Source organism: Ruegeria sp. CDSB113 (assembly GCF_059611045.1).
Map to the genome: position 1 here is coordinate 31,408 of NZ_JBXWOU010000002.1, position 26,431 is coordinate 57,838.

General features: G+C 58.5%; 25 protein-coding genes. 2 read left to right on the forward strand and 23 right to left on the reverse strand.

The features are described 5' to 3' along the window. Nucleotides 1-4: 4 nt before the first annotated feature. The 14 genes from AC2FIS_RS04575 to AC2FIS_RS04640 form a co-directional block, all read right to left on the reverse strand. On the reverse strand, nt 5-847 hold the full coding sequence (locus AC2FIS_RS04575; protein WP_496772137.1) for an outer membrane protein assembly factor BamD: 843 nt from the start codon (nt 845-847) through the stop codon (nt 5-7). A gap of 127 nt (nt 848-974) precedes the next feature. Next, on the reverse strand, nt 975-1,895 hold the full coding sequence (lpxC, locus tag AC2FIS_RS04580) for a UDP-3-O-acyl-N-acetylglucosamine deacetylase (protein ID WP_113789279.1): 921 nt from the start codon (nt 1,893-1,895) through the stop codon (nt 975-977). A 213-nt stretch (nt 1,896-2,108) separates the two neighbouring features. Continuing rightward, a complete protein-coding gene (gene ftsZ, locus AC2FIS_RS04585; protein WP_496772138.1) occupies nt 2,109-3,728 on the reverse strand; it encodes a cell division protein FtsZ in 1,620 nt (539 codons plus the stop codon). A 349-nt stretch (nt 3,729-4,077) separates the two neighbouring features. After that, complete coding sequence (locus AC2FIS_RS04590; protein ID WP_496772139.1) at nt 4,078-4,491, reverse strand: hypothetical protein; 414 nt, start codon at nt 4,489-4,491, stop codon at nt 4,078-4,080. Continuing rightward, nucleotides 4,478-5,812, reverse strand: a complete 1,335-nt coding sequence (ftsA, locus tag AC2FIS_RS04595) for a cell division protein FtsA (protein WP_058279582.1) — start codon at nt 5,810-5,812, stop codon at nt 4,478-4,480. The genes AC2FIS_RS04590 and ftsA overlap by 14 nt, the downstream gene beginning before the upstream one ends. An 8-nt stretch (nt 5,813-5,820) precedes the next feature. After that, complete coding sequence (locus AC2FIS_RS04600) at nt 5,821-6,816, reverse strand: cell division protein FtsQ/DivIB (protein WP_496772141.1); 996 nt, start codon at nt 6,814-6,816, stop codon at nt 5,821-5,823. Then, complete coding sequence (locus tag AC2FIS_RS04605; protein ID WP_496772142.1) at nt 6,804-7,721, reverse strand: D-alanine--D-alanine ligase; 918 nt, start codon at nt 7,719-7,721, stop codon at nt 6,804-6,806. The genes AC2FIS_RS04600 and AC2FIS_RS04605 overlap by 13 nt, the downstream gene beginning before the upstream one ends. 108 nt (nt 7,722-7,829) lie before the next feature. Next, nucleotides 7,830-8,756 (reverse strand): UDP-N-acetylmuramate dehydrogenase, encoded by a 927-nt coding sequence (gene murB, locus AC2FIS_RS04610; protein WP_496772143.1) that lies wholly within the window; start codon nt 8,754-8,756, stop codon nt 7,830-7,832. A gap of 45 nt (nt 8,757-8,801) precedes the next feature. Beyond that, nucleotides 8,802-9,056, reverse strand: coding sequence for a DUF2484 family protein (locus tag AC2FIS_RS04615; protein ID WP_496772144.1), 255 nt, complete (start codon nt 9,054-9,056; stop codon nt 8,802-8,804). Continuing rightward, entirely contained in the window at nt 9,053-9,301 is a 249-nt protein-coding gene (locus AC2FIS_RS04620; RefSeq protein WP_082649322.1) for a DUF2484 family protein, read from the reverse strand. The genes AC2FIS_RS04615 and AC2FIS_RS04620 overlap by 4 nt, the downstream gene beginning before the upstream one ends. A 76-nt stretch (nt 9,302-9,377) precedes the next feature. Beyond that, nucleotides 9,378-10,787: a UDP-N-acetylmuramate--L-alanine ligase gene (gene murC, locus AC2FIS_RS04625; RefSeq protein WP_282119133.1), complete on the reverse strand. Its 1,410-nt coding sequence runs from the start codon at nt 10,785-10,787 to the stop codon at nt 9,378-9,380. Beyond that, the gene (locus AC2FIS_RS04630) at nt 10,784-11,881 is read right to left on the reverse strand and encodes a UDP-N-acetylglucosamine--N-acetylmuramyl-(pentapeptide) pyrophosphoryl-undecaprenol N-acetylglucosamine transferase (RefSeq protein WP_496772145.1); all 1,098 of its coding nucleotides are present in this window, start codon (nt 11,879-11,881) and stop codon (nt 10,784-10,786) included. Before AC2FIS_RS04630 ends, murC begins: the two co-directional genes overlap by 4 nt. Next, nucleotides 11,881-13,044 (reverse strand): putative lipid II flippase FtsW, encoded by a 1,164-nt coding sequence (ftsW, locus tag AC2FIS_RS04635; protein ID WP_058279575.1) that lies wholly within the window; start codon nt 13,042-13,044, stop codon nt 11,881-11,883. Before ftsW ends, AC2FIS_RS04630 begins: the two co-directional genes overlap by 1 nt. 141 nt (nt 13,045-13,185) lie before the next feature. Continuing rightward, on the reverse strand, nt 13,186-13,998 hold the full coding sequence (locus AC2FIS_RS04640) for an arylamine N-acetyltransferase family protein (protein WP_496772146.1): 813 nt from the start codon (nt 13,996-13,998) through the stop codon (nt 13,186-13,188). A gap of 149 nt (nt 13,999-14,147) precedes the next feature. Here AC2FIS_RS04640 and AC2FIS_RS04645 point away from each other — a divergent pair, with 149 nt between their 5' ends. After that, nucleotides 14,148-15,329 carry a BaiN/RdsA family NAD(P)/FAD-dependent oxidoreductase gene (locus tag AC2FIS_RS04645; protein ID WP_496772147.1) on the forward strand — a complete coding sequence of 394 codons (1,182 nt, stop codon included), beginning with the start codon at nt 14,148-14,150 and terminating at the stop codon, nt 15,327-15,329. On the opposite strand, the gene AC2FIS_RS04650 is transcribed toward AC2FIS_RS04645, so the two are convergent. From AC2FIS_RS04650 to mraZ, 9 genes are all read right to left on the reverse strand, one after another. Next, nucleotides 15,326-15,706, reverse strand: coding sequence for a glycine zipper family protein (locus tag AC2FIS_RS04650; RefSeq protein WP_058274332.1), 381 nt, complete (start codon nt 15,704-15,706; stop codon nt 15,326-15,328). The two genes, AC2FIS_RS04645 and AC2FIS_RS04650, sit on opposite strands and share 4 nt — an antisense overlap. 99 nt (nt 15,707-15,805) lie before the next feature. Next, entirely contained in the window at nt 15,806-17,206 is a 1,401-nt protein-coding gene (murD, locus tag AC2FIS_RS04655; protein WP_496772148.1) for a UDP-N-acetylmuramoyl-L-alanine--D-glutamate ligase, read from the reverse strand. 150 nt (nt 17,207-17,356) lie between these two features. Beyond that, the gene (gene mraY / locus AC2FIS_RS04660; RefSeq protein WP_282151617.1) at nt 17,357-18,439 is read right to left on the reverse strand and encodes a phospho-N-acetylmuramoyl-pentapeptide-transferase; all 1,083 of its coding nucleotides are present in this window, start codon (nt 18,437-18,439) and stop codon (nt 17,357-17,359) included. A gap of 39 nt (nt 18,440-18,478) precedes the next feature. Then, nucleotides 18,479-19,870 (reverse strand): UDP-N-acetylmuramoyl-tripeptide--D-alanyl-D-alanine ligase, encoded by a 1,392-nt coding sequence (locus tag AC2FIS_RS04665; RefSeq protein WP_496772149.1) that lies wholly within the window; start codon nt 19,868-19,870, stop codon nt 18,479-18,481. Beyond that, nucleotides 19,867-21,348: a UDP-N-acetylmuramoyl-L-alanyl-D-glutamate--2,6-diaminopimelate ligase gene (locus tag AC2FIS_RS04670; RefSeq protein ID WP_496772150.1), complete on the reverse strand. Its 1,482-nt coding sequence runs from the start codon at nt 21,346-21,348 to the stop codon at nt 19,867-19,869. Before AC2FIS_RS04670 ends, AC2FIS_RS04665 begins: the two co-directional genes overlap by 4 nt. A gap of 21 nt (nt 21,349-21,369) precedes the next feature. Further along, nucleotides 21,370-23,157 (reverse strand): peptidoglycan D,D-transpeptidase FtsI family protein, encoded by a 1,788-nt coding sequence (locus AC2FIS_RS04675; RefSeq protein WP_496772151.1) that lies wholly within the window; start codon nt 23,155-23,157, stop codon nt 21,370-21,372. Then, a complete protein-coding gene (ftsL, locus tag AC2FIS_RS04680; RefSeq protein ID WP_058274326.1) occupies nt 23,154-23,522 on the reverse strand; it encodes a cell division protein FtsL in 369 nt (122 codons plus the stop codon). Before ftsL ends, AC2FIS_RS04675 begins: the two co-directional genes overlap by 4 nt. Further along, a complete protein-coding gene (gene rsmH / locus AC2FIS_RS04685) occupies nt 23,519-24,511 on the reverse strand; it encodes a 16S rRNA (cytosine(1402)-N(4))-methyltransferase RsmH (protein ID WP_282119125.1) in 993 nt (330 codons plus the stop codon). Before rsmH ends, ftsL begins: the two co-directional genes overlap by 4 nt. A 4-nt stretch (nt 24,512-24,515) precedes the next feature. Further along, nucleotides 24,516-24,983 (reverse strand): division/cell wall cluster transcriptional repressor MraZ, encoded by a 468-nt coding sequence (mraZ, locus tag AC2FIS_RS04690; RefSeq protein WP_496772152.1) that lies wholly within the window; start codon nt 24,981-24,983, stop codon nt 24,516-24,518. A 943-nt stretch (nt 24,984-25,926) separates the two neighbouring features. Here mraZ and AC2FIS_RS04695 point away from each other — a divergent pair. After that, nucleotides 25,927-26,151 carry a DUF1127 domain-containing protein gene (locus tag AC2FIS_RS04695; protein WP_108859440.1) on the forward strand — a complete coding sequence of 75 codons (225 nt, stop codon included), beginning with the start codon at nt 25,927-25,929 and terminating at the stop codon, nt 26,149-26,151. The last annotated feature ends 280 nt before the right edge of the window (nt 26,152-26,431 follow it).

A 26,431-nucleotide genomic window follows, 5' to 3' on the forward strand; every position in this document is an offset into this window, starting at 1 on the left:
GCGATTACAACCACTCACCTTTGACGGTCTGACGGTAGATCGTGCTGAGCCAGTTGTTGCCACGGCTCTTGAGATCCAACCCGCGTGACGTCAGCAACGAATAGCCCGCATCGTACCATTCGGACGATTGATAGTTGTACCCAAGAATGGCCCCTGCCGACTGTGCCTCATCCGCAAGACCCAGTGCCAGATAGGCTTCAATCAAGCGGTACAGAGCTTCGGCGGTATGAGATGTGGTCTGGAAATCTTCAACCACCACACGGAACCGGTTGATGGCTGCGGTATAATGGTCCTGGCGCAGATAATAGCGTCCAATTTCCATCTCTTTGCCAGCCAGATGGTCAAATGCCAGATCGAATTTCAACACCGCAGAGGTCGCGTATTCGCTATCCGGGTAGACTTCGATCACGGTGCGCAGCGATTGCAACGCCTGAAAAGTCAGGCCCTGATCACGCCCGACCTCGTCAATCTGGTCATAATAGCTGAGCGCCAGAAGATATTGGGCATAAGCCGCATCTTCGTCTGTCGGGTAAAAGTCGATGTACCGCTGCGCGGCACCTCGGCTTTCTTCGTAGTTTTTGTCCGAGTGGTATGAGAACGCCTGCATGATCAGCGCGCGCTTGGCCCAATCGGAATACGGATACAGACGTTCAACTTCTGAAAAATACCACGCCGCATCGTCCGAACGATTCTGCGACAGCTCAAATTCGCCGCGCGTGAAAATCTGTTCAGGAGTGAACCCTTCCAGGTTCTGATTGCGGTCTGCGCCTTTTCCAGCGCACGCCGTCAAAACTGCTGTCAGAAGAATCGCGCCTGCGAACCTGACTGCCGCTTTGGTGCCAACCATTCCGCCTATCCTTGTCGTATTACTTGACGGGGTTAAGCCCCGATTTAGGCCAAGGTCTAGCACATAAAATTCCGGTGCAAAACGTCTTATGCGCCCGTTCGCGGAATTGTCGACGGAGTTGATCCAATCAGGCGACTTCGGGGATTTCGTCCCGGACCAGGCCCTGCCCCGGAAGACGGGCTGCCTGTTCAGGTGTACACAGGATCGGACGGACGGCACCCGGTGTTTCGAACAGCTTGCGCAGCAGAGTATTGGTCATTGCATGGCCAGATTTGTCACCGGTAAAGTGACCAAAGATCGGACCGCCTGCCAAATACAGGTCACCAAGGGCGTCCAGCATCTTGTGACGCACAGCCTCATCCGCGTGGCGAAAACCACCCGGGGTAAGGACTTCATCACCCTGAACAACGACGGCATTTTCCAGCGTACCGCCCAAAGCCAGCCCGTTTTCGCGCATCGCCTCAACATCAGTACGGCGACAGAACGTCCGGCAGTCACACAGCTCACGTGCGAACGAGCCGTTGCGCATATCCAACGTCTTGGTCTGGCTGCCGATGGCACCATCTTCGAAGTCGATATGGAAATCGATGATCAGACCATTTGCAGGCGCAATCGATGCGCTTGCACCTTCGCGCACAGCGGTCACCGGCTTAAGAACCTCATAGGCCAGAACCGGGCTGGCCTGGCGACGCACGCCCTTCGCCATGATACCGCGAACGAAATCAATCGAAGACCCGTCCATGATCGGAACTTCGGGACCATCAATCTCGATCAGCGCGTTATGTATTCCGCAACCGGCCAGCGCGGCCATGATGTGCTCGACCGTGGACACAGACACACCCGCGTCGTTGATCAGGCGGGTGCACAGCGGGGTGCGCTCGACCACGTCATAGATCGCAGGAACAAGGGCATTGCCCAGCTCAATGTCCGTCCGTTTAAACCAGATGCCGTGACCGGCAGCGGCCGGTTTCAGGACCATCGTCGCAGGCTTACCGCTATGCAGTCCGACGCCTGTAAACGTGACCGGAGATTTGAGCGTATGTTGCAAGGTAAACCTCGAAGAGTGGTGTCCGACCTCGGTTGGCCGTGTTGGACACTCAGTTAAGGAAGGCGGCGTCAAGGCTCAACTCACTCTTTGCAACCGAATGAAACATGTATGTGACAGATCGGCAAATCCCTGCTTACACCCCATTAAGCATCTGTAAAACAAAAGAAAAGGGCCGCCATTTGGCGACCCTCTGCATTCATTTTGTTACCGCGATCAGTTGGCCTGGCGCCGCAAAAAGGCGGGAATTTCGATCCGGTCCTGTTCAGGGTCGACCTCATCCCTTGCAGGTGCCGTAGCGTCAGATTGGCGCATAACGGGCTGCTGACGCGGTGGTTGCGCCGGAGTATCTGCCGCGTGGCCGGTCATCCGGTCGATCAGGCGGTTAAAGCCAAACCGGGGACGATCATGCGCTTCTTCCTGCGGCACAGGGGTCGGCTGTGGGGTCGCGGGTCGGGCCATCGAAGGGCTCCGCTCGGACGGCGGAACGTTCTGGACCGCGGCCTGCAAGCGCTGCAGCGCCTCGGGCGACGGTGTTCCCGCTGCCGGTTGAGGCTGCGGCGCGATATAGTTTTCGGACGCAGGCTCAACCGGTTCGGGGGTCGGTTCGAATTCGGCAACGCGCGGCTGATAGGCCGGCGGAGGCAGACCATCATCATCGTGCCGGGCACGCGACTGGAACTGCGGCTGTGCAGGCTCTTCCGGCGCTTCAAACAGCGAGGGTTCGCGGATCATATCTTGCTGCGGCGCTTGCTCAGCGACTTCCGCAGCAACCGGAGCCTCTTCTTGTACCGACTCTTCTGCCGAAACGGTGCGGGTCAGCGGTGCCGACATTGAACGACGCGCGACAGGGACATCTTCCTGCTTTTCATTGGCATCGATACCGGTCGCGACAACCGATACGCGCATGCCGCCTTCCATAACGGTATCCAGAGTCGAGCCAACGATGATGTTGGCCTCGGGATCCACTTCTTCGCGGATGCGGTTGGCGGCTTCGTCCAGTTCGAACAGGGTCAGGTCGTGCGAGCCGGTGATGTTGATCAGAACGCCCTTGGCACCCTTGAGGCTGATTTCGTCCAGCAGTGGGTTGGCGATCGCCTTCTCGGCGGCCTGGACCGCGCGATCTTCGCCGGTGGCCTCGCCTGTTCCCATCATCGCTTTGCCCATCTCGTCCATCACGGCGCGAACATCTGCAAAGTCGAGGTTGATCAGGCCCGGACGGACCATCAGATCGGTCACGCCTTTGACGCCCTGATAGAGAACATCGTCCGCCATCGAGAACGCCTCAGTGAACGTAGTCTTTTCGTTGGCCAGACGGAAGAGGTTCTGGTTCGGGATGATGATCAGAGTGTCGACGACCTTTTGCAGCATCTCAACGCCGTCTTCGGCCTGACGCATCCGCTTGGCACCCTCAAACTGGAAGGGTTTGGTTACAACACCAACGGTCAGAACGCCCAATTCCCGCGCGGCCTGCGCGATGATCGGAGCGGCGCCTGTGCCAGTACCGCCGCCCATTCCGGCGGTGATAAAGCACATATGCGCGCCGGCCAGGTGATCAACGATCTGTTCAATGCTTTCTTCGGCTGCTGCCGCACCCACGGTCGGACGGGCCCCTGCCCCCAGACCTTCGGTGACTTTCACGCCCAGTTGAACCCGTGCCGAGGACTGGCTTTGTTGCAGTGCCTGCGCATCGGTGTTGGCGACCACAAAATCGACGCCGTCCAGCTGTTTCTCAATCATGTTGTTGACAGCGTTGCCGCCTGCACCACCAACGCCAAATACTGTGATCCGAGGCTTCAGTTCGTCGTGCCCGGGCATCGAAAGATTCAATGTCATGCTCTGTCCGCCTGTTTTTTTGTTCCCGCCAAAGCGGTGTTTTTCTTACCTATCCACTAACAATCCTACCGTTTGAAACGGCAAACGTCACGCCAAAAATCGCGCAATTCCACAAAATATGGAGGAAATAAGGCGCTGACCGGCAGTATTTCGCAAATACCGCCAGATGTTGCGTAAAGAACTCAATGTAGCACAAAACAGGCGATTTGCGCGCGGCACTCAACCGACGCATCACCAAAGGGACTCATAAACTGTCAAACTGCGGAAAACTGCTCAGGTCCTGCCGCGGGCCTCTGTCGGGCCTTGTGGATATCTTGCGGGATAAACGAGTCAGCTGCAACCCATTTCTTTAGCTGATCGGGGCACTTGGACAATTCAGACCGTCCTCGGTGATGCTGCGCACGTCCTGGATTTCGCTGTCCGCAAAAGTGGCCAGTCGCACCATCAACCTGCCCTTATATTCGAAAGGCCACCAACACACGGCTGGCCCTTCGACTTCATCATCATAGAGAAAACAGATTTGCCCGTTCGGCGTTGTGATATGCCCATAAACGCACCCTCTTCCTTCTCGGCGCCAAACCGACACGGTGGAGCTGAGAAATTCTTCGGTGCCAACAAGGTCGCCGCTGCGAAAGTCATGAAAGTCGACGGTTTTGCCCAGAACCGCATCCAGAAATGCCTCGGGGGTGATCCGGGTTTGCGCCTGAGTGGTCAGCGGTGTCAGGGCCAGCAGCGCTGCGACCCCTAGCTTACCAATTGTCACGGAACCAACGCACGGCCCGCTTGAACGGGCGCGCGGCATAGGTGTCGACAGGGATTTCAAAGTCCCACCATTCGTCCTGTGGGTGCGCTGCAAACAGGCTAAGCCCCACTGCGGAGGAGAACCCCGGCCCGGTCGCCGATTGCGGTAGACCATGCACACGCAGCGGCCGGCCAAGGCGGACGCGCTGCCCAAGGATGCGGGTGGCCAGTCCGTCCAGTCCCATGATCTGGCTGCCGCCGCCGGTCAGGACGATCTGCTGGCTCGGCATGTGCTCGAACCCGGCGGCATCCAGACGAACACGCACCTCTTCAAGGATCTCTTCCACACGGGGACGCATAATCCCGATCAGTTCAGCACGGCTGACGGTGCGGCGATCATGTTCCCAGTCGCCAGTATCCCCACCGATGTCGATCAGGTCCCGATCATCCGCGCCAGTTGCGTGAACCCCGCCGTTAAAGGTTTTAATCCGCTCAGCCACCGAGGCCGGGATACCCAACCCCATCGAAATGTCCGAGGTTACGTGATCGCCACCCATGCGCACGCAATCGGCATAGATCATGTGCTTTTTCATAAAGATCGACACGCTGGTCGTGCCGCCACCCATGTCGATACAGGCCGCGCCCAGTTCCTGCTCATCCTCGACTAAGGCGGAAACACCAGACACATAGGCCGAGTTTGCAATTCCGGCCAATTCCAGATCGCAGCGTTTGATGCAGCGCACGATGTTTTGGATCGCAGTTGCGTCGACGGTCAGCATGTGCATGTCGACGGCAAGGCTCTGCCCCATTTGGCCGCGCGGGTCGATCAGACCTGAGCGGTTGTCCAAAGCGAAGTTTACCGGTTGGGCATGCAACACCTCGCGCCCTGCCCCGTAATCCGGCACATCACAGGCGTTCAGGACACGGCCAACCTCTGCCTCGGTCACGACCTGACCCTCAAGATCGACCTGCGCGTCCAACCCGTAAGAGCGCGGGTTCGCACCCGAGAAGCTGGCAATCACATGATCGACCCGGATATCGGCCATCTTTTGCGCCGCCTGCAGGGCGGTTCGGATCGCCCGTTCGGTTTCTTGCATGGCGGTGACTTCGCCAAATTGAACGCCCCGCGACCGTGTGGTCGCAGCACCAATCACACGAAAGCCGGTCTGCCCGGCCATCGACCCGATGGTGTTGTCCTCGCTCAGGCGGCCGGTCCCGTCAAAGCGCAGTACAAGACAGGCAATCTTGGAGCTGCCAACATCAAGAATGGCGACAACACCGCGTTGCATGGCTTGTCTGCGCATCTGCCGCATGGCACGCTGGGACTGATAAAGATCGGTCATCATGGTCGTTACTGCTCGCTACCCACTGTCACTTTTGTATTCCACCAGTCTTCGCTGGCAGCTTTGGTCATTCTTATCGTCGGACGTTGCCCAAGGCGCATGTCGACCACCGCCACGTCACGTTCCAAAAGGTCCTGCACCTCATTCACGGCCAAAACGCGTTCCAACGCGCGTACGGGGCGCTCGGTCGGCAACATGATGCGCTGGCCGCGGTCCATAACCAGGTCCCAGCGACGCTCACCAATCCGGACCAGCCCGCGCACACGGCCGCCTAGGCTGCGGGCGGTTGTCAGCAATTCAAGCGCCTCACCCACGTGACCGTCTGCACCTTTGCCCGCGATCAGAGGTAAATTAGAGTGATCCTTGCGCGACGCGATGCGTTCCACATGGGCGCCGGTCTCATCCAGCAATTCGATCCCATGGCGCGTACGCCAGACGATGACGGGCTGACGCTCGACAACATCCACCTGCAGAATACCGCCAGGGCGTACCCGCACGGTGGCGGACTTGACCGGATTCAATCCTGTGATCGTGTCGCGAATTTGCTCAACGTCCAAGTCCCATGAACTGACGGGGAAATCCAGCGGCACAACCTCACGGATATCCTCGGACAGGTTGGTCCCTGCCCCGTCAATCGCCATCAGATTGACCATGAATTCAGGCCGTTGCTGGATCGAGGTCTTGATGTCGATGACATAGGCTACCAACGCATCACGACGTTCCTGCGAGCCGAAATAGATGCCAATTGCGGCGCAAACCGCAAGCACCGGCAGGCCAAACTTCAGGCTACGCCGAACGCCCCGCGTTAGCATCCAGCGTTGCAAGCGGTAGCTGAGACGAGACGGGGCTGGGTCGAGGCGATCGCCCTTGCCACCAAAAATCCCACGCAGCCGCAATTTGGGTTCGGCTCCGGTATGTGCGCCGGATTCGAAATCAGCATCGGGACCGGTCAGTTGCTTGGGGCGGTGAACCACAGGCGCTCGGGTGGCTCTTAGCGGTCGCATGATGCGTCCTCCACCATCCAGGCGCAGAGCTGCCCGAAACTCATACCCATATGCGCGGCCTGTTCAGGCACCAGCGACGTCGGCGTCATGCCGGGCTGAGTATTGGTCTCGAGCAGGAAAAGCCCATCGGCACCCATACTGTCATCCCAGCGGAAATCCGTACGGCTTACGCCCTTGCATCCCAGTGCAGAATGAGCGCGCAATGCGTAGTCCATGCACAGGTCAAAAATCTCAGTCGGTACGTCAGCGGGCAAAACATGCCACGATCCGCCGGGCTTATACTTGGCGTCATAATCGTACCAACCGCCATCGGTCATGATCTCGGTAACCGTTACGGCCTTGTCGTTCATCACCGTTACGGTCAGCTCGCGCCCTGCAATGTATTTCTCGACCATCACCTGATCGGGCATTTCATCCGACAGTTGCGGAGGGCCATTGGACCCTTCATGCACGATGTAGATCCCAACGCTGGAGCCTTCGTTGTTGGGCTTGGCCACGTAAGGGGGCTCCATCACATGAGCCTTAACCACCTCGACCTTGGGTACGATCACGCTGGCAACAACGGGTAGGCCCTCGGCCTCAAACACCTCTTTGCTGCGCTGCTTGTCCATCGCCAGCGCCGAGGCCAGAACACCAGAGTGCGTGTACGGAATGCGCATCCATTCCAGCAGGCCCTGAACGCAGCCATCCTCGCCCCAGCGGCCATGCAGGGCGTTAAAGACAACGTCTGGTTTGATTTCCAAAAGGCGCGCATAGAGGTCAGGACCTGCGTCCAGCTCAACTACTTCAAAGCCTTCTCCCACAAGGGCGGCCGCGCATTCGCGCCCAGAGCTGAGAGACACCTCGCGTTCCTTCGAGGGTCCACCCATCAATACCGCCACTTTGGGGTTTGTCCTGCTCGACATACCCAACGTGCGCCTCAATGTCCCCGGACCTTATGTGGTGGTCCGTACTGCGTTTATCTCCTTGATCCGTCGCCTTAATTTGCCTGTTATGGTCTGACGGTCAGGGCTTTATTCTGTCAGCGGATCACCGACCCGCATGATTTCCCACTCTAGCGTGATGCCGCTTGTTTCGTAAACCTTTTTTCGCACCTCTTCGCCCAGACCTTCGAGGTCCGCGGCAGAGGCACCACCGGTATTGATCAGGAAGTTCGAGTGCTTTTCGCTCATCTGTGCGCCGCCGCGCGCCGCGCCGCGCATGCCCGCATCGTCAATGACCTTCCACGCCTTGAGGTCGTGCACATCATCCGCACGGCCCGTCGAGGAAAACCCAGCCGGATTGCGGAAGGTTGACCCGGCGCTGCGATCTTTGGTCGGCTGGGTTTCGTCACGTTTTTGCAACTGCGCCGACATCCGGGCGTGCAGCCCTTCCGGATCGCCGGATGGACCTTCGAAAGTGGCCGAGATCAGCACCGCGCCTTCGGGCAGATCGGATTGGCGATAACGGAAATTCAGATGCTCAGGCGTCAGGTCCAAAAGCTCTCCCTGCCGGGTGACAATCGTCGCCTTGCGCAGCACGTCTGCCGTGTAGCTGCCATAACACCCTGCGTTCATCCGCACCGCTCCGCCGATTGAGCCCGGGATAGTGCGCAAAAAAGTCAGGTCTACGCCCACATCCGCAGCCTTGCGCGCCACATGCGCATCCAACGCGGCTGCTCCGGCGGTGACGATGTTTCCCTCAACTGAGATAGCATTGAACCCGCGCCCCAATCGGATCACAACCGCGCGCAAACCGCCATCGCGAACGATCAGGTTTGAACCGACGCCCATGGGAAAGATTGGAGTCCCTGCAGGCAGATGACGGAGGAAATCCTGCAAGTCTTCAATATCGGCAGGCTGGAATAGGTAGTCCGCAGGACCACCAACACGCAGCCATGTCAGATCGTTCAGTTTACGGCACTCGGTGAGTTTACCGCGCGGTGTCGGAAGCGCTGTCATGTCGGCTAGATCGCGGATTCTGACGCATAACGCAAGATGCATCCATTACGGAGCAGACCCAATTATCCGCCGCACCCACCGCCCCAGATAGATCACCGGCCAACGCAACACAGACATACCTGCGGCCAGAACGATCAGCCCGATCCACGGGCCGTTTTGCAAGGTGACGTAACCCAGTATTGGGATCCCAACAGCGATCAAGACATAGGCGCGGGTCCAGTGGTTGTCATTGCTGGGGATCATCGCCAGCACATTCGCCGAAATTCCCCAAAGCGCGGCAAGAGCGATTGACCAGTTCATTCCTCGACCTCCTGCCCGGTCCAGCGACGCCAGTAATACCGGATGGGATTGCGGAACATGGATGCAAAGGCCGCAAAGGCCAGCACCGAGAAAAACCAGCCAAAGTCATGGCCCAACCAGACGATTAGCGCAGGTGCAGAAATGAACAGCACAACGCCCGGCGGAAATTGCAGGCGCATCGGCAGCATGGCCACGACCGTTGAGGCCAAAACCCACAAGCCAGCAAAAAGCACTGAATATACCAACTGCCCCTCCGAGGACGATCATTGCTGCAACTGCAACATCACACTTTAAAGTTGCAATGCTAGAGAGTCCATTCTATCAAACGGCTTGCTTTTGTCGCAGCCTTTCTGGCAGCCCGTTGGCCCAAGTGCTGATCGTACCAGCGCCGAGACAGACGACCATGTCGCCGGGGCGGGCCTGTTCGCGCACAAGGCGCTCCAGATCGTTTTCGTTCAGCAATGCACGCGCGTGGCGGTGGCCGTGGCGGATCAGGCCCTGCACAAGATCATCTCTACTGGCTCCTTCGATCGGGTCTTCTCCGGCAGAGAAAACATCGGCTATGGCGACAACGTCCGCGTCATTGAAGCAGGTGCAGAAATCGTCAAACAGATTGGACAGGCGCGAGTACCGGTGCGGTTGGTGCACGGCGATGACCCGGCCTTCGCTTGCCTGGCGCGCAGCCTTGAGAACGGCTGCGATTTCAACCGGGTGGTGGCCGTAATCGTCGATGATGGTAACGCCGTCGATTTCTCCGACCTTGGTGAAGCGGCGGTTGACGCCACCAAAATTGGCCAGCGCATCACGGATTTCCGAGGCCTTCATACCCAGATGTCGGGCGACGGCCACGGCAGACAGCGCGTTCGAGACATTGTGGTCGCCGGGCATCGGCAATGTGCAGCCCTCGATCATCTTATCTTCGTATTGAAGGTGGATGTCGAAGTGCGCCACGCCGCCCTTGTAGGTCAGGTTCAAGGCGCGCACATCGGCCTGCGCGTTGAACCCATAGGTCCGGACCCGGCGGTCGGTGATACGTCCAACCAACGTCTGCACTTCGGCGTGATCCGTGCAGCACACAGCCAGACCGTAGAATGGCAGGTTCGAGACGAACTCATAAAACCCGTCACGCAATTGGTCGAAGTCACCCCAGTGTTCCATATGCTCGGGGTCGATATTCGTAACAATAGCAATGGTCGCGGGCAGTCGGTTGAACGAGCCGTCGGATTCGTCGGCCTCGACCACCATCCATTCACCCTGCCCCATCCGTGCGTTCGAGCCGTAGGCGTGGATGATGCCGCCATTGATGACGGTCGGATCGAAATCGCCGGCTACCATCAGCTCGGCCATCATGGTGGTCGTGGTGGTCTTGCCGTGCGTTCCGGCAATGGCGATGTTGGATTTCAGGCGCATCAGCTCGGCCAGCATGTCGGCACGGCGAACGACGGGCAGACCTTGCGCCCGGGCGCCGTCCAGCTCGGGGTTACCCGGCTTGATCGCGGTCGACACCACAACAACGGCCGCGTTTTCCAGGTTTTCGGCACGCTGGCCGACAAATATCTCAGCCCCAAGGCTCGCAAGACGATCAGTGATCTTGGACGCCTTCAGGTCTGACCCCTGCACGCGGTAGCCCAGGTTCAGAAGAACTTCGGCAATGCCCGACATCCCGATCCCGCCGATCCCCACAAAGTGAATCGACCCTACGTCTTGCGGCAGTTTGGTTGCAGGATTCATGTGGTCTCCTTCTGCGCCAGTTGTTCGACAAGGGCCGTCAGACGTTCAGTCGCGTCGGGCGCACCGGTCGAGAGGGCGGCATGGGCCATCTTTTGGGCGGCTTCGGGGTTGGTAAGAACGGCGCTGATTTGCTCTGCAAGCGCGGGAACGTCAAGTGCGTTTTCCGGGATCATGATCGCGCCGCCTGCCTGAACCAAACCTCGCGCATTGGCGGTCTGATGGTCGCCTGCTGCGGCGGCAAACGGGATCAGGATCGATGGACGTCCGATGACCGAGATATCCGCCACACTGGATGCGCCGGACCGGCTGATGACAAGTTGTGCATCCGACATGCGACGCGGAACGTCGTCAAAGAAAGGTTTGACCTCGACCCGAATGCCATGTTCGGCATAGAACGCCGTAACACGCTCCCCGTCTTCGTCGCGGGCCTGGTGTGCGACACGGATGTGGCTGCGCAGGTCGTCAGGCAAGGCAGCAATCGCGCCAGGGACAATATCGCTGAGAATGCGCGCGCCCTGACTGCCGCCCATAACCAGAATAGACATAGGATAGTCGCCCGGCGGGATGTAACCTGCGGCCTCGCGCTCAAGCACGGCAGCGCGGACCGGATTTCCGGTGTGGATTCCATTGGCCCCTTCGGGCAGATCGGTCGGCCAGACACCACAGGCGACGTTGGCAACACGCGTGGCAAACAATTGGTTCACGCGCCCCAGAACCCCATTCTGTTCGTGGATCATGCGCGGAACTTTCAACATCGTCGCGGCCCCCAAAGCCGGGATCGACGGGTATCCGCCAAAGCCCACGACAACGTCCGGTTTGTCCCGCATCATCTGGAATGCCATGCTGCTAACACCGCCGGCAATCCTAGGGCCGACCAATGCCTTAGCCGCCAGCCCGCCGCGCGCGAAAGTGGCAGAGGCCACCTCGACAATTTCGACCGTTTGCGGAAAGGCGCCAGTGTAGCGCGCGCCGCGCTCATCCGTGGACAGGCGCACGCGCCAGCCTTTATTCAGCATCGCTTCGGCCAACGCCTGCGCCGGGAACATGTGGCCCCCGGTGCCGCCAGCCGCAATCAACAGGTAAGGTTTCCCCATTATCCTCTTCCGCGCAGAATATCGCCAAGTTCGCCCTGCGGGCGGCTTCTGGTAAAGGCCAGCAACATGCCGACAGCGATGCCGCCCGCAATCAGCGACGACCCACCATAGCTGACAAAAGGCAGCGTCATGCCCTTGGCAGGCAGCAGGCGCACGGCCACGCCCATGTTGATCATGGCCTGAACGCCAAACATGCAGGCCAGGCCAGTCCCGGCCAGACGAATGAACATATCGCGCTCGCGCATCAGCCGCAGTAGCGAGCGTACAACGATCAGTGAATAAAGCGCGATGATGATCAGCACCAGGATCAGCCCGTATTCTTCGGCCGCAACCGCGATGATGAAATCCGTATGGGCATCGGGCAAGGACCATTTCACCTGTCCCTCACCCACGCCGACACCGAACAGACCGCCTTCGCGGATGGCGTTCGTGGCATAGCCAAGCTGGGTGGTCGGGTCGACCTCCTGGTTCAGGAAGCCATCAATACGGCGGGCAAAGTGTTCCGAATTCGAATAGGCGAACATACCACCTAGGACAACGACGCCCGCCATGCCAACCAGCAGCAGCATCGGCGCACCGGCCACAAAGTACATCACACCCCATCCAAACAGGATCAGGCAGGCCTGGCCGAAGTCAGGTTGCAAAACCAGCATCGCCACAATCGCAATACACAGCGCAAATGACCACAACCGACCCGGAGGGCCGTTGATCTGCTGCGACGCAGCCAGCAGCCACGCGGCCACGACAACAAATCCGGGTTTCAGAAATTCCGACGGCTGCAGAGATGCAAAACCCAACGAGTACCAACGCACTGCCCCTTTTCCGAAATCCGTTCCGAAGACGGGCAGAAAAGCCAGCGCCACAAACGAGGCAAGGAACCCAAGTACTGCCAAACGGCGCACCAAAGTCGGCGACATCATCGACGTCAGCAGCATCGCAATCAGCGCCAGCCCGCCGAACAGCGCCTGCCGTTCGACATAGTGGAACGGATCAAACCCGTTGCGGCCAGCCAGCGGCGGCGATGAGGCCAGCCCCAAGAGCAGCCCGATGACAAAAAGGATCAAAACGCAGGACATCGTCCAGCGATCAATCGTCCGCCACCACTTTGGAAGAATCGGTTCTCCGCGCTGGTCCTGGACCGCGCCATACACCATCTCAGTCATGAGATACCGCCACTATCTGCCTCGTTAACGTCCCGTTTTTCGGGATCTGATTGAGAGTCTACAGGCATTTTTGCGTTTGGGCTAGCGGAATGAATAAGGATGGAGAAATCTGCTCATCGTTGCGGCTGAGCGGCGGAACACCTACCGCACTTTATCATGAAAGAGCACGTCATGACGTTTCTTGATCTTGGGCCAGACTTCAGCAACCGCCGGGACATTCAGGCCAAAGTCATACTTCAGGCAGTCAACCAACTCCTTTGGTGTCGAAACGGTTTCCTCACGTATTCCCATAGTATCAATCGTCCTCATCACCAGACCGCGTAGTATAATATGCCTGTTGGTATAACGCCTTTGCGCGGTCAGGGTGCGTAGAAATGGCGAGTTGGGATCGGTCTGCAAATGTCGACTGGCAGAATAAAACACGCTTGGTTCGACACTTTTCTGAGTAAACCAATAGCCTGTTTCCCCTCCGCCTGCGCTTTCTGAATATTGAACAAAGCCATCACGCTGGGCGGTTAGCGAAATACTGTAGGGCTGCTGCAATCCCGTGAATGGTTCCAGCGGGATTGGAGTAGACATCGCGCCACCAAATCCAACATCAACAAGCAAATGTTCATCGCACTTGACCTTCAAAAGCATATGATCCGGTGCCTGATCTGGAGAAGGTTTGTCCGGGCCGACGTATCCAGCCAGATATGACACCTGAAATCCGATTTCCTGCAGTACCCAACTGAAAAGAGAGTTTAGCTCAAAACACCATCCGCCGCGTTTCCGCGTAACGACTTTTTCAAACACGTCGTTCTGATCAAACGAAACCGGAACCCCCAATTGTTGATCCATGTTTTCGAAAGCAACCATCCTTAGTTGGGCCGCGAAGAGATTGTCGAGCGTCGCCCGATCTGGCTTTAGGTCGCCCGAATACGCTATTCTGTTTAAGTAGTTTTCCAAATCCATTTAAGCACCCTCAAAAGCACTGCACTGTTTGGCGTCATAAACTTGCTTGTAATTCCTCAAGCTAGGTTGAGCTCAAGACAAAATTCTGGATCGTTCATCTGAGGCTTTGACCCCTTGCCTTCCTTTGCGATCCAAGCCATGCGCAGCACATGACCTATGACACAATCATCCTTGGTGCCGGTGCAGCCGGTATGATGTGCGCCGCCCATTGCGGCGGGCGCGTTATGGTGATCGACCACGCCCAGGCTGCCGGAGAGAAAATTCGTATCTCGGGCGGTGGGCGCTGCAACTTCACCAACATGTATGCGGGACCGGGAAACTTCCTGTCGCAGAATCCGCATTTCTGCAAATCCGCGCTGGCGCGGTACACGCAGTGGGATTTCATTGATCTGGTCGACCGACACGGCATCGCGTGGCATGAGAAAACGCTGGGGCAACTGTTCTGCGACGGATCGTCAAAACAGATCATTCAGATGTTGCTGGATGAGATCGAGCGTGCCGAGGCCGAATTGTGGGTTCGGGCCGAGGTAAAAGACTTGCGCAAGACCGATTGCGGATTTTCTGTGGACCTCGAACGTGAAGGGCAGCGGCATAACCTGAGCTGCACCAACCTCGTGCTGGCCACTGGCGGCAAGTCGATCCCAAAGATGGGGGCGACCGGGCTGGCCTACGACATTGCGCGCCAGTTCGGACTGACGTTAACCGAAACGCGGGCCGCGCTCGTGCCGTTTACGTTTTCGGATGGCAAGTTCAAGGACCTGTCCGGCGTATCCCTACCCGCGCGGCTGTCGAATGACCGGACCAGCTTTGACGAGGCTCTGCTGTTCACCCATCGCGGGCTTAGTGGACCATCGGTTCTGCAGTTGTCTTCCTATTGGCGCGAAGGCGAGGCGATCCGCGCAAACCTGATCCCGGATCTGCCGCTGTTTGATTTGCTGCGTGATCAGCGGCAAAGCGGTGGACGCAAGGCGCTGACCACGGAACTGGCGCGCCACCTGCCCGGGCGTCTGGTCGAGCACCTGAGCCATCATATCCCTATGTCAGGCAACCTGGCCGATCAGTCGGATGCCGCGCTGTCCGAATTGATCGCAGCCCTGTCCAACTGGCAGCTTACCCCCTCGGGCACCGAAGGGTATCGTACAGCCGAGGTGACGCTGGGCGGGATCGACACTGATAACCTGTCGTCAAAAACGATGGAGGCCAGGGATGTCCCCGGCCTCTATGCGATTGGCGAAGCGGTGGATGTCACCGGCTGGCTGGGCGGTTACAACTTCCAATGGGCGTGGTCCTCGGGCCACGCCGCAGGAATTGCAATCGCCGGGCAGAGTTAGCCGACGACGTTGTAGCCACGTCCGCGCATGCAGTTGCGCACGATAACTTCTTTGTTTTGGTTCTTGTTGATCACGTCTGCGCCGGCGCCAACAAGCGCACCGGCAACTGCCGCACGGCCCAGATTGTCGCTGCTGTCCTGAACAATCCCGGTTACAGCCGCCGCACCTGCCGCGCCTATCGCTGCGTTTCCTGCGGTAGAGCCATCAACGCTGGCTTGTGATGCCGCCAGTTGTTGGCACTGCTGAAGGTCTACGTTGTAGTTCGGGCCGATCGGGCCGTCGACGATTGGTTGATAATTGGCACCTGTGTTGGTGCAGGCACCGGCAACGAGAATGGCAGGCAGGATCAGAGAAAACTTACGAAATGGCATAGTCATAACCTCGTGTTGAATTTGCAGGCAAGCAAAACCAATAATGATGGCGCGTCAAGCTGATAGCATCGCAGCTTGGCCCAACCGGCGGTCTATTGCAAATGGCTATTCCGGAAGCCGTTGCCTGACTTCCGCTACAAAGTCCTCTCCGCGCTGCTCGAAATTGTCGTATTGGTCGAAACTGGCCGCGGCTGGCGCAAGCAGGACTGTCTCGCCGGGTTGGGCATCCTTCATGGCTTGCTCAACAGCCTCGGACATGGTGGTGCAAACCAGCGCATCGGCCTTAAGTTGCATGGCGAAATTCGCGGCCTCGCGACCAATGACATAAGCTTTGACCACCTGGTCAGCGGCTGCGTTCAGAGCGGCAACACCGCCTTCCTTCTCAAGCCCCCCACAGACCCAGCGGACCTTCCTGAAGGCGCTCAACGCCTTGAGAGCGCTGTCCACATTGGTGGCTTTTGAGTCATTCACATAAGTAACACCGCCCACCTCGGCAATGATCTGACTGCGATGCGGCAGGCCCGGATAGCTGTGCAGCGCGTCTTCGATCACGCGCGGTGCCAGCCCCAGCGCGCGACAGGCGGCATAAGCCGAACAGGCGTTTTGGTGGTTATGCGCGCCGGGAAGGCCCGTGATTCCGCGCAGGTCAATCGAACCCGCTTGCCGTCCCTTGCGGTATTCCGACAAGAACCCTTTGCGGGCAAACACCTGCCATCCTGGTCCCGTCAGTTGGCGCGCAACCGATACGCGGATGACCCGATCATCGGCGCGGCCTTCGGCCAGCTGACCAGCCAGAAACGCGCCCTCTTTCTCGTCAATGCCAATCACGGCGCGATCCGGGCCACCTTCGGCGAACAGCCGTCGCTTGGCGGCGAAATAGCCCCCCATCCCGCCGTGGCGGTCAAGATGGTCGGGCGACAGGTTGGTGAAAACGGCCACGTCCGGGGTCAGGGCGCGGGCCAGTTCTGTCTGATAGCTGGACAGTTCCAGCACAACGACCGAACCGTCGCCGCCCGGATCAATATCCAGCACCCCACGCCCGATATTACCCGCCAGCTGCACCTCGCGCCCGGCTTCGTTCAGGATATGGTGGATCAAAGCCGCGGTGGTCGATTTCCCGTTCGACCCGGTCACTGCGATCACACGCGGCGGTGAGTCATAATTGTTCCACTCAGGCCCTGCAAAGGATCGGAAAAACAGCCCGATGTCGTTATCGACCGGGACACCGGCCTCAAGCGCCGCAGCCACAATTGGATTAGGGTCAGGATAGAGATGAGGAATACCGGGCGAAACGATCAGCGTGGCGATATCGTCAAATGCTCCATGACGGCGCAGATCGGCACAGACGAACCCTTCAGCCTCGGCCACTTCTCGGGCGGCAGGATTGTCATCCCAACACACAGGCTCAGCTTTGCCTGCCTGCAGGGCACGCGCCGTGGCCAGCCCCGACCGGCCAAGCCCCAGAACCGCAACCTTCTGCCCTGAAAACCCTTTGACCGGGATCATACTGCCCACCTTTTATTGACTTAAATTTGGCCGCCACACTGCACCGAAGAAATCACCGATGGCAAGGGTGGCGAAAGGCTCGCGCGTCAGCGCGAGCCGGGCCCAACAGGTGACAGGTGGACCGCAGGTCCGCCGAACCTGACGGGAGTTCTACCGGACTTTCAGCGTTGCCAGACCGATCATTGCCAGGATCAGCGAGATGATCCAGAACCGGATCACAATCGTCGGCTCGGCCCAGCCCTTTTTCTCGTAATGGTGATGAATCGGCGCCATCAGGAACACACGCCGCCCGGTGCGCTTGAAATACAGCACCTGGATGATCACGCTCAGCGCTTCGACCACGAACAAACCTCCTACGATCGCCAGTACCAGTTCGTGCTTGGTGGCTACCGCAATGGCACCCAATGCACCGCCCAGCGCCAGCGATCCGGTGTCGCCCATGAACACCGCAGCAGGTGGCGCGTTGTACCAAAGGAAGCCAAGACCGGCACCGAACAGGGCCGAAGTAAAGACGAATATCTCACCTGTTCCGGGCACGTAATGCACGTCCAGATATTCGGTAAAGTCGACCCGTCCAACGGCATAAGCAATCACCCCCAGCGTCGAAGCCGCAATCATCGCCGGCATGATGGCCAGACCATCCAGACCATCGGTCAGGTTCACAGCGTTGGCTGCACCTACGATCACTACGATCGAGAAGGGTATGTAGAACATGCCCAGATTGATCAGTGTATCCTTGAAAATGGGCAGCGCCAGCTGGTTCTGAAGGGCCTCGGGATGGTGCAGCGTAGCCCAGGCCGAGGCCAGAACTGCGATGATAACTCCCAGTGCCATGCGCATTTTACCCGAAACGCCCTTGGTGTTCTGTTTCGACACCTTCGCATAGTCATCAGCAAATCCGATCGCCGCATAGGCCAGCGTTACAAACAGAACCATCCAGACATAGGGATTGTCCCACCGCGCCCACACCAAGGTCGATGTCATCAGCGCGCCCACGATCAGCAGCCCGCCCATCGTCGGTGTACCCGCCTTCGAAAAATGACCTTCTGGCCCGTCATCCCGGATCGGCTGGCCCTTGCCCTGCTTTTTGCGCAGCACGTTGATCAGCGGTTTGCCAAAGAGAAAACCGAAAATCAGCGCAGTCAGAAAGGCGCCGCCTGCGCGGAACGTAATATAGCGGAAGAGGTTGAAAAAATCCCCTCCGTCCGACAGGGCGGTCAACCAATAGAGCATTACAGAACCTTTCTCACACTGAGGTGGCGGACGCGATCATCAATCAAGCGCGCCCCCTTGCCCCATTTTACGCAAACCGTCAACAATCTGTGCCAATGCCATGCTCAGCGATCCCTTGGCCAACACAGTGTCACTGGCCTGAACAAGCTCGGGTAGATGGGCGGCCATCTCGGTGCTGGTCTCGAACCAAAGCCCGCGTTTATCCGCCGGAAGCGCATCGTGCAGCGCCTTCATCAGCGGACCGACGCTATGCACTTTGTCCACGCGCTGCATGGCCGAAACATCCGCCATCGCCGCATGCATGGCAGTTTCCTCCGGCCCCAACTCCTTCATATCCCCAAGAAAAGCGATGCGACGATGTCCTTGCGCCGCGGCCAAAACATCCAGTGCGGCCTCCATCGACGTCGGGTTGGCGTTATAGCTGTCATCCAGCAGTTCGATCCGGCCACCGTCGGTCAACGCGATCTGTTCGCGCACCCCGCGCCCCTTGACCGGCGACCATCCGCCGAGACCTGCAATCGCCTGATCCAGATCGACGCCCAATTCGACACAGGCAGCCAATGCCCCCAGCGCGTTCATGGCGAAATGCGTGCCCGCTGACTGCACGTCAAACGCAAACGGGCGCCCTGCGACTGTTGCCTTTGCATGAACCGAGTCAGCCTCTTGGGTTACATCGGTCAATGTGTAGTCGGAGCCATTGCGGCCGAAATCCACTGTTTTCGCGCCCAAATCCCGCGCACAGTCGCGCAGGATGTCTGCATGCTCGATATCCGCGTTCAGGATGGCCGCGCCGCCCTCGATCAGGCCGTCAAAAATTCCCGCCTTTTCATGCGCAATACCGGCCACCGACTCAAACGCTTCTAGGTGCACTGCCGCCACGGTCGTGACCAGCGCCACATGCGGGCGGGCTTGCTGCGCCAGCGGAGAAATCTCTCCGGGGTGGTTCATACCGATCTCGATCACCGCGAATTCTGTGTCACGCGGCATCCGCGCCAAGGTCAGCGGCACGCCCCAGTGATTGTTGTAGCTGGCAACGCTGGCATGAGTTTTTCCCTGCGTTTCCAGAATCGTGGCCAGCATTTCCTTCGTCGATGTCTTGCCGACGCTTCCGGTCACCCCGAGCACCCGAGCATTGCAGCGGTCACGACCCGCGCACCCCAGCGCCTCAAGCCCCAACTGCACGTCTTCGACGATCAGCAAGGGCGCATCTTCGGTTACGCCCTCGGGAATACGCGACACCAAGGCCGCCCCAGCGCCTTTTTCCAAAGCCTGTGCCACGAATTCATGCCCGTCCCGCGCGGCTGTGAGTGCGATGAAAAGATCGCCGGGCTGGATGGTGCGCGTGTCGATCGACACACCATTGACCGCCCAATCCGAAGTGACGCGTCCACCGGTTGCCTCGGCGGCCTCGACTGCAGTCCACAATGTCATGCCACCCTCCCGTCCAGTGCGGCCACACTGATGCTGGCCTGTTCGACATCATCAAATGGCAAAACCTGATCGCCAACGATCTGGCCGGTTTCATGCCCCTTGCCCGCAATCAAAAGCGCGTCCCCGGGTTGCAGCGCATCTATCCCGCGCAAGATGGCCTCGGCCCGATCGCCAACCTCGGTGGCCTCTGGTGCCCCGTCCATCACGGCGGCGCGTATGGTGGCCGGATCTTCGCTGCGCGGGTTGTCGTCGGTGACAAAAACCACATCTGCGTGGTTGGCGGCAGCTTGCCCCATAAGCGGACGCTTGGTTGCATCGCGATCACCGCCCGCGCCGACAATGGCGATCAGGCGGCCCAACACATGCGGGCGTAGTGCCTTGAGTGCGGTCGCCACTGCGTCAGGTGTATGAGCGTAATCCACAAATACCGCTGCCCCATTCTCTCGCGTCGCGGCCAGCTGCATGCGTCCACGAACCGTCGTGAGATGCGGCAGGGTTTCGAACACGTGTTCAGGCTCTTCCCCTGCAGCAATAACCAGACCGCAGGCCAACAAGATATTTTCGGCCTGAAAACCACCGATCAGATTCAACCGGGTTTGGAAAATCTTACCCTGCCATGAAAACCGCAAGTCCTGACCTGTTGCGTCAAACCGCTGATTCATCAGGCACAGGTCTGCTTCCCCAAGCCCAACGGTCAGAACCTTCTGCCCCCGGTCTTTGGCAATTCGGAGGACCTGAGCGCCCTTGGGATCGCTCATGTTGACGACAACAGTGCCGTCTTGCGGCAGGACCCGATCAAACAGACCTGCCTTGGCGTTGAAATACGCCTCAAACGTTTCGTGGTAGTCCAGATGGTCCTGAGTGAAGTTCGAAAACCCCGCCGCAGCCAGCTGTACCCCGTCCAAGCGGCGCTGCTCCAACCCGTGCGAGGATGCCTCCATCGCAGCATGAGTCACTCCGTTCTCCGCAGCCTCGGACAGGCAACGATGCAAAGTGATTGGTTCGGGCGTTGTATGGGCTAGTGGTGCGGTCCACGCGCCCTCGACCCCTGTGGTCCCGAGGTTCACCGCAGCGTGACCAAGTTCGGTCCAGATCTGGCGAATAAATGTCGCGACCGAGGTTTTGCCATTGGTGCCAGTAACCGCAACGATGGTCTTAGGCTGCGCTCCGAACCACAGCGCAGCGCACCCGGCCAGCGCCTGACGCGGGTCCTCGAGCACGATCAGCGCCGCATCTGATGCGGCCAGTTCCTCGGCTGCGATCTCTGCCCCTTCAGCATCCGTCAGGATGGCTGCGGCCCCCATACGCAAAGCGTATTGAATGAACTCACCGCCATGAACACGTGTACCGGGAAGTGCCGCAAAGAGGAAACCGTCTTTGACTTCGCGACTGTCGACCGCCAGCCCTGTGATATCAGGATTGGCGCCGCCTCGGGCGGTCAGGGCCAGTTGGCTGAGTTTCTTTGTCCTTGCGCCCATGACCCACCTCGTTTGGACAGCCTAATTTGAGGTCAGCGTTATAGCAGCGCCGGCCTCAGGCTCAACCCGAGGACGCAGGCCCAGCAAAGGTGCGATGCGCCCGATCAATTCTGCGGCCACAGGAACCGCTGTCCAGCCTGCCGTACGACGCTTTTCGCCATAGGCAAGGATGGATGGTTCGTCCAACGTTACGATCAGGACATATTTTGGGTCATAGGCAGGAAAGAACGTCGCGAAGGTCGCAATCACCTTGTCGTCGTAATAACCACCACGCGGCTTGGGCTTATCGGCGGTGCCGGTCTTACCGGCCACATCATAGCCTGCCACATCGCCAAAACTGGCGGTGCCATCTGTTACCACCCGGCGCAACATCTTCTGCGCCTGGTTTGCCGCGTTATCAGACATCACCCGAGGACCGTATTGTGGCCCATTTTTGCGCAGAATCGTCGGGCTTACATAGTGCCCGCCATTGGCAATCGCCGCGTACCCTGCCGCCAGATGCATGGGGCTGGTCGACAGACCATGACCGTATGAGATGGTCACCGTGCTCAGTTCGCCCCATTTCTTGGGCTTCAGCGGTTCGCCGCCCTTGGCTTCGACGATTTCGAACGGGGTGGGATCGAACATACCAAGCGATTCCAGGAAATCCTGCTGCCGTTGCGCGCCGATCTGCAGCGCCAGTCGCCCGGTGCCCCGGTTCGAGCTGTGGACGATCACATCGGCTACGCTGATCTTGCCATAGTTCTTGCCGTTGAATTCACCAATCGGGAAACGGCCGATCTTCATTGGCCCTGAGGTATCGATGATCGTATTTGAATTCACCAAACCCAGCTGAACCGCCTGCGCAGCGGTGAATATCTTAAACACGGATCCCAGTTCATAAACGCCCTGAACATAGCGATTGAACAGTGGGCTGTCTGAGGGATCGAACCCCGAGGTCGGCGGGCGCGGGCGATCATTGGGATCGAAGGACGGCAATGAGGCCGCCGAGATCACCTCGCCCGTATGCGCGTTCATAAGAACCGCCGACGCCCCCTTGGCGTTCATGATCTTCATGCCGCCAAACAGAACCTGCTCAACCGCGGCCTGAACGGTCAGGTCCAGCGAGAGCTGCAGCGGCTTAATCCCATTCGCGGGATCACGCAGGTAGTCGTCGAATTGCTTTTCAACACCGGCCACACCGATCACTTCGGCAGCACTGACACCTTCGCGCCCAAAGCTTGACCCGCCTAGGATATGCGCCGCCAGACGGCCATTCGGGTACAACCGCATCTCACGCGGGCCGAACAGAATGCCCGGGTCACCGATATCGTGCACGGCTTGTTTCTGCTCGGGCGAGATACGCTTTTTGATCCACAGGAATTTGCGATTCCCAGTGAAATCCTTGACCAGGCGTTCTTTTTCCAGATCGGGGAAGATCGCGACAAGCTGATCAGCGGCAGCAATCGGGTCGATCATCAGCGGCGGCTGCGCATATACCGAATAAGTGTCCAGATTGGTCGCAAGAATGCGCCCTTCCCGGTCTACGATGTTGGCCCGCTGCATCGCAATGGCTGCACCCGGGGCCGAGGCCACGGGTTCTTGCGCTTCGGACGTGGCCAACATGCCCATCCGGACGCCCACGACTGAAAAGGCGCAGAAAAAGAACAGACCCAGCACCAGCAAGCGGCCCTCAGCGCGGGTACGGCTGCGGTCTTTCATGTCTTCGTGACGCTTGCGGATATTTTCGCGCTCGATGGCTTTGGGATTCTCGCCGCGCGAGCGCGCGTCAAGGATTCGGGCCAGAGGGCGCAGCGGCGTGCGGGTCATGGGATCTGCACCTCACCCAGCGCCTGAATATTCGTGATGGCCTGCAGCTCGATCGGGTCGACGATCGGCAGGTCAGGATCTTCCGCATAGGCAATCTGATCGGCGCGACCGAATTGCTCAGCCCGCAGGGGCAAAAGGCCCAGCCGTTCAAAGTTTAGATCTGCAAGCTCACGCAACCTATCGGGGCGGTTCAGATAAGCCCATTCGGCGTTTAAAACCGCCAGCTTCACCTGCGCCATACCAATTTCGCGCTGCAGCTTCTGCGTTTCCTTCACCACCTGCTGCGTGCGATAGTTTTCCTGATACGCCCACAGCGCCAGTCCAAACACGGACAGAGCAGTCAACACATACAAAACACTCTTCATTTTGCTCTTCCCCCTAGTTGCGGCATGCCAACGGCGCGGGCATCAATTTCCCCCGACGGCGCATCCGTTCGAATTGCAACACGCAGCTTTGCCGAGCGTGAACGCGGATTTTCCTGCAGCTCCTGATCATCCGGCCCCACGGCCTTACGAGTCTTAAGCGTGAACTGCGGCAGCTCCTGCTCAATCTCGGGCGCATAGCGATTGGCCCGGCCCGTTTTGCCCGCACGGGACTGAAAGAACCGTTTGACCATCCGGTCTTCGATGGAATGGAACGTCACGACTGCCAGTTGCCCGCCCGGCTTCAAAGCGCGCTCAGCAGCCATAAGGCCCTGATACAGCTCTTCATATTCAGCATTCACTGCGATCCGCAGGCCCTGAAAACTGCGCGTTGCAGGGTGGGACTGCCCCGGCTTGGGACGCGGCAAACAGGATTCGATGATCTGAACCAGGCGCAGAGTTGTTGTTATCGGCTCTTCCGCACGCGCTTTGGCGATGGCTTTGGCAATGCGGCGGCTGGCACGCTCTTCGCCATAATGATACAGGATATCAGCCAGTTGTTCCTCGGTCGCAGTATTGACCAAATCTGCCGCGCTTTCGCCCTCCTGACTCATACGCATGTCGAGCGGGCCGTCCTTCATGAAAGAAAATCCGCGTTCCGCCAGGTCGAGCTGCATCGACGACACACCCAGATCCAGAACGACACCATCCAGATCCTGTGCGTATTCGTCCATGCGCGAGAATACACCCGGCTGCATCACAAGCCGGTCGCCATAATCTCCGACCCAATCCGCCGCCATTTCAAAGGCCAATGGATCACGGTCCACGCCGATGACCTTATCTGCGCCAGCGTCCAGCAGGCCCCTTGTATATCCGCCTGCGCCAAACGTTCCATCCAGCCAGACGCCCGACACGGGCGCAACAGCAGCCAGCAATGGACGCAGCAGAACGGGAATATGAGGTTTATCAGAAGGGGTGTTAGCGCCGGCCATGCCGTTACGCATCCCCGGTGCCGTCAAGGAACTCCAAAGGATCAAAGTCCTCGGGCTGTTCGTCCAACCACTCTTCGGCCGCAGCCAATTCTTCGGAATCGTAAGTTTCAGGCTTCCAAATCTGGAACGTGTCACCCGCGGCGATAAAGAATGCCTCACCTTCAAGATTGATCTTGTTGCGCAGCTTGGCCGGCAGCACCAGACGGCCGGTTTCATCCACTGTGGTCGGGAAAGATTGACCGTGGAACATGCGCTGCAACATCTTCCGCTGCATCGACCCGCGCGGCAGCGCATCGATCTTGGCATCGACCTCTTCGATCGCCCGCATAGTATAGCATTCCAAGAATTTGCGTCGGTGGTCGCCGTAGACAATTACAAGCTCAGGAGTGTCGCCGGGCTGCCAGTTCGGGTCAGAGGATTCAAGCACACGGCGAAACGAGGCCGGGATCGACACCCTGCCCTTCGTATCCACCTTGTGGTGGCTTTCACCTCTAAACCTGCGCGCCAAGACGACTGTCCCTTCCGCTTGCGCCCCACTTAAAATTCACTCCCCCAGATGAAAAACGGCGGGTTGATCTGCTGCCACTGATCAACCCGCCGCATTGACCCGCTGTGCGGGATGTCCAGCTGCGCGCGCCACCTGGGGGGATGTCTGCTCGCCCGCGCGCCGGATCTCTTGATTGATGAAAGCGAGATGCCTGTATGAAACCTGTTTTTATTGGTTCGGGGTCGTTTGGCGCCCCATGTGCCTCGTCCTCATCGGATGAACTAGGGATGACATGGGAATTCATGGAAATCAACAGAAAATTTGCCGACGCTATGTTCAGAATCACAGTTTAGCCAACGCAACTGGGAAAGAAAACCACCCCGCAGACACCAATTGTAGGTAGTTTATGTTATCAGAATACTAAATAGGCCAATTTCGGAGCCACCCCAAATATTCCCATAATTTCCCAGAAAATTCTCCCAGAGGTGATATTTTATGATGAGCATAGCGAAAATGGGCCACTGGGTTAACGAATCATCCCAATTTTTAACCTCAGCCACATGTGGATTCTGCGCCGCCCCAGCTGACGCCCATGAATTCCCACGATCAGAAATCATCATGTCAGCCGCCGCGCGCCTGGCCCGTCCAATACACAAAGCGCACAAGAATTGACAAACTACGCTCAAAAGACGCGCAGACACGAAAATTCAGAAAACCTTGTTGAGACCTTCCCTAGGGGAAACACTCACTGAAGGCCTTATTTTATTGGCTCGGCCAAACCCACACTGGCAACCGGTTGATATCTATGCATTTGCTGCATAGCAGCATTGACGTTGTCGGGTATTGTGCAATCGCAGCATTTGATTATTTTCAATCTCAAGCAAGCGCCGGACAACACCGGCAACAACGAATACATCGAGTAAAGCAAATGGCTGCAGCAACACATAACACCGCGCTCAAAGGCGCACCGGCAACTAGCCTGGCTTCGCTGTTCGAGGCGGCAAAGACCCGGTTCATCCAATATCGCGTCTATCGCCAGACAGTTCACGAACTGTCTGACCTGTCGAACCGTGAACTGGCTGATCTGGGGCTTCACCGCTCGATGATCCGCCGCCTGGCTCAGCAAGCGGCCGAAGAACACGTCGCACGGTAAGCGACACAGAAACACCGAGATCAGGTCCTTCCTCCTCCCTTTTGGACCTGTATTTCAGCGGCGGCATCTCTCCTCCTCCCTGATGTCGCCGCCCCTAATACCGGCCCTGATCGCCGGAAGCAGACACACCGGGTACTCCTCCTCCCTTTCCCGGTGTTGAAAGCGCGCGGCGACGTCTCTCCTCCTCCCTGACGTCGCCGCGTCTTCCTCATACCGGGATCAAACCCGGGTTCGGATACATCGGGGCTCTCCTCCTCCCTGCCCTGATGTTGAAAAGAAC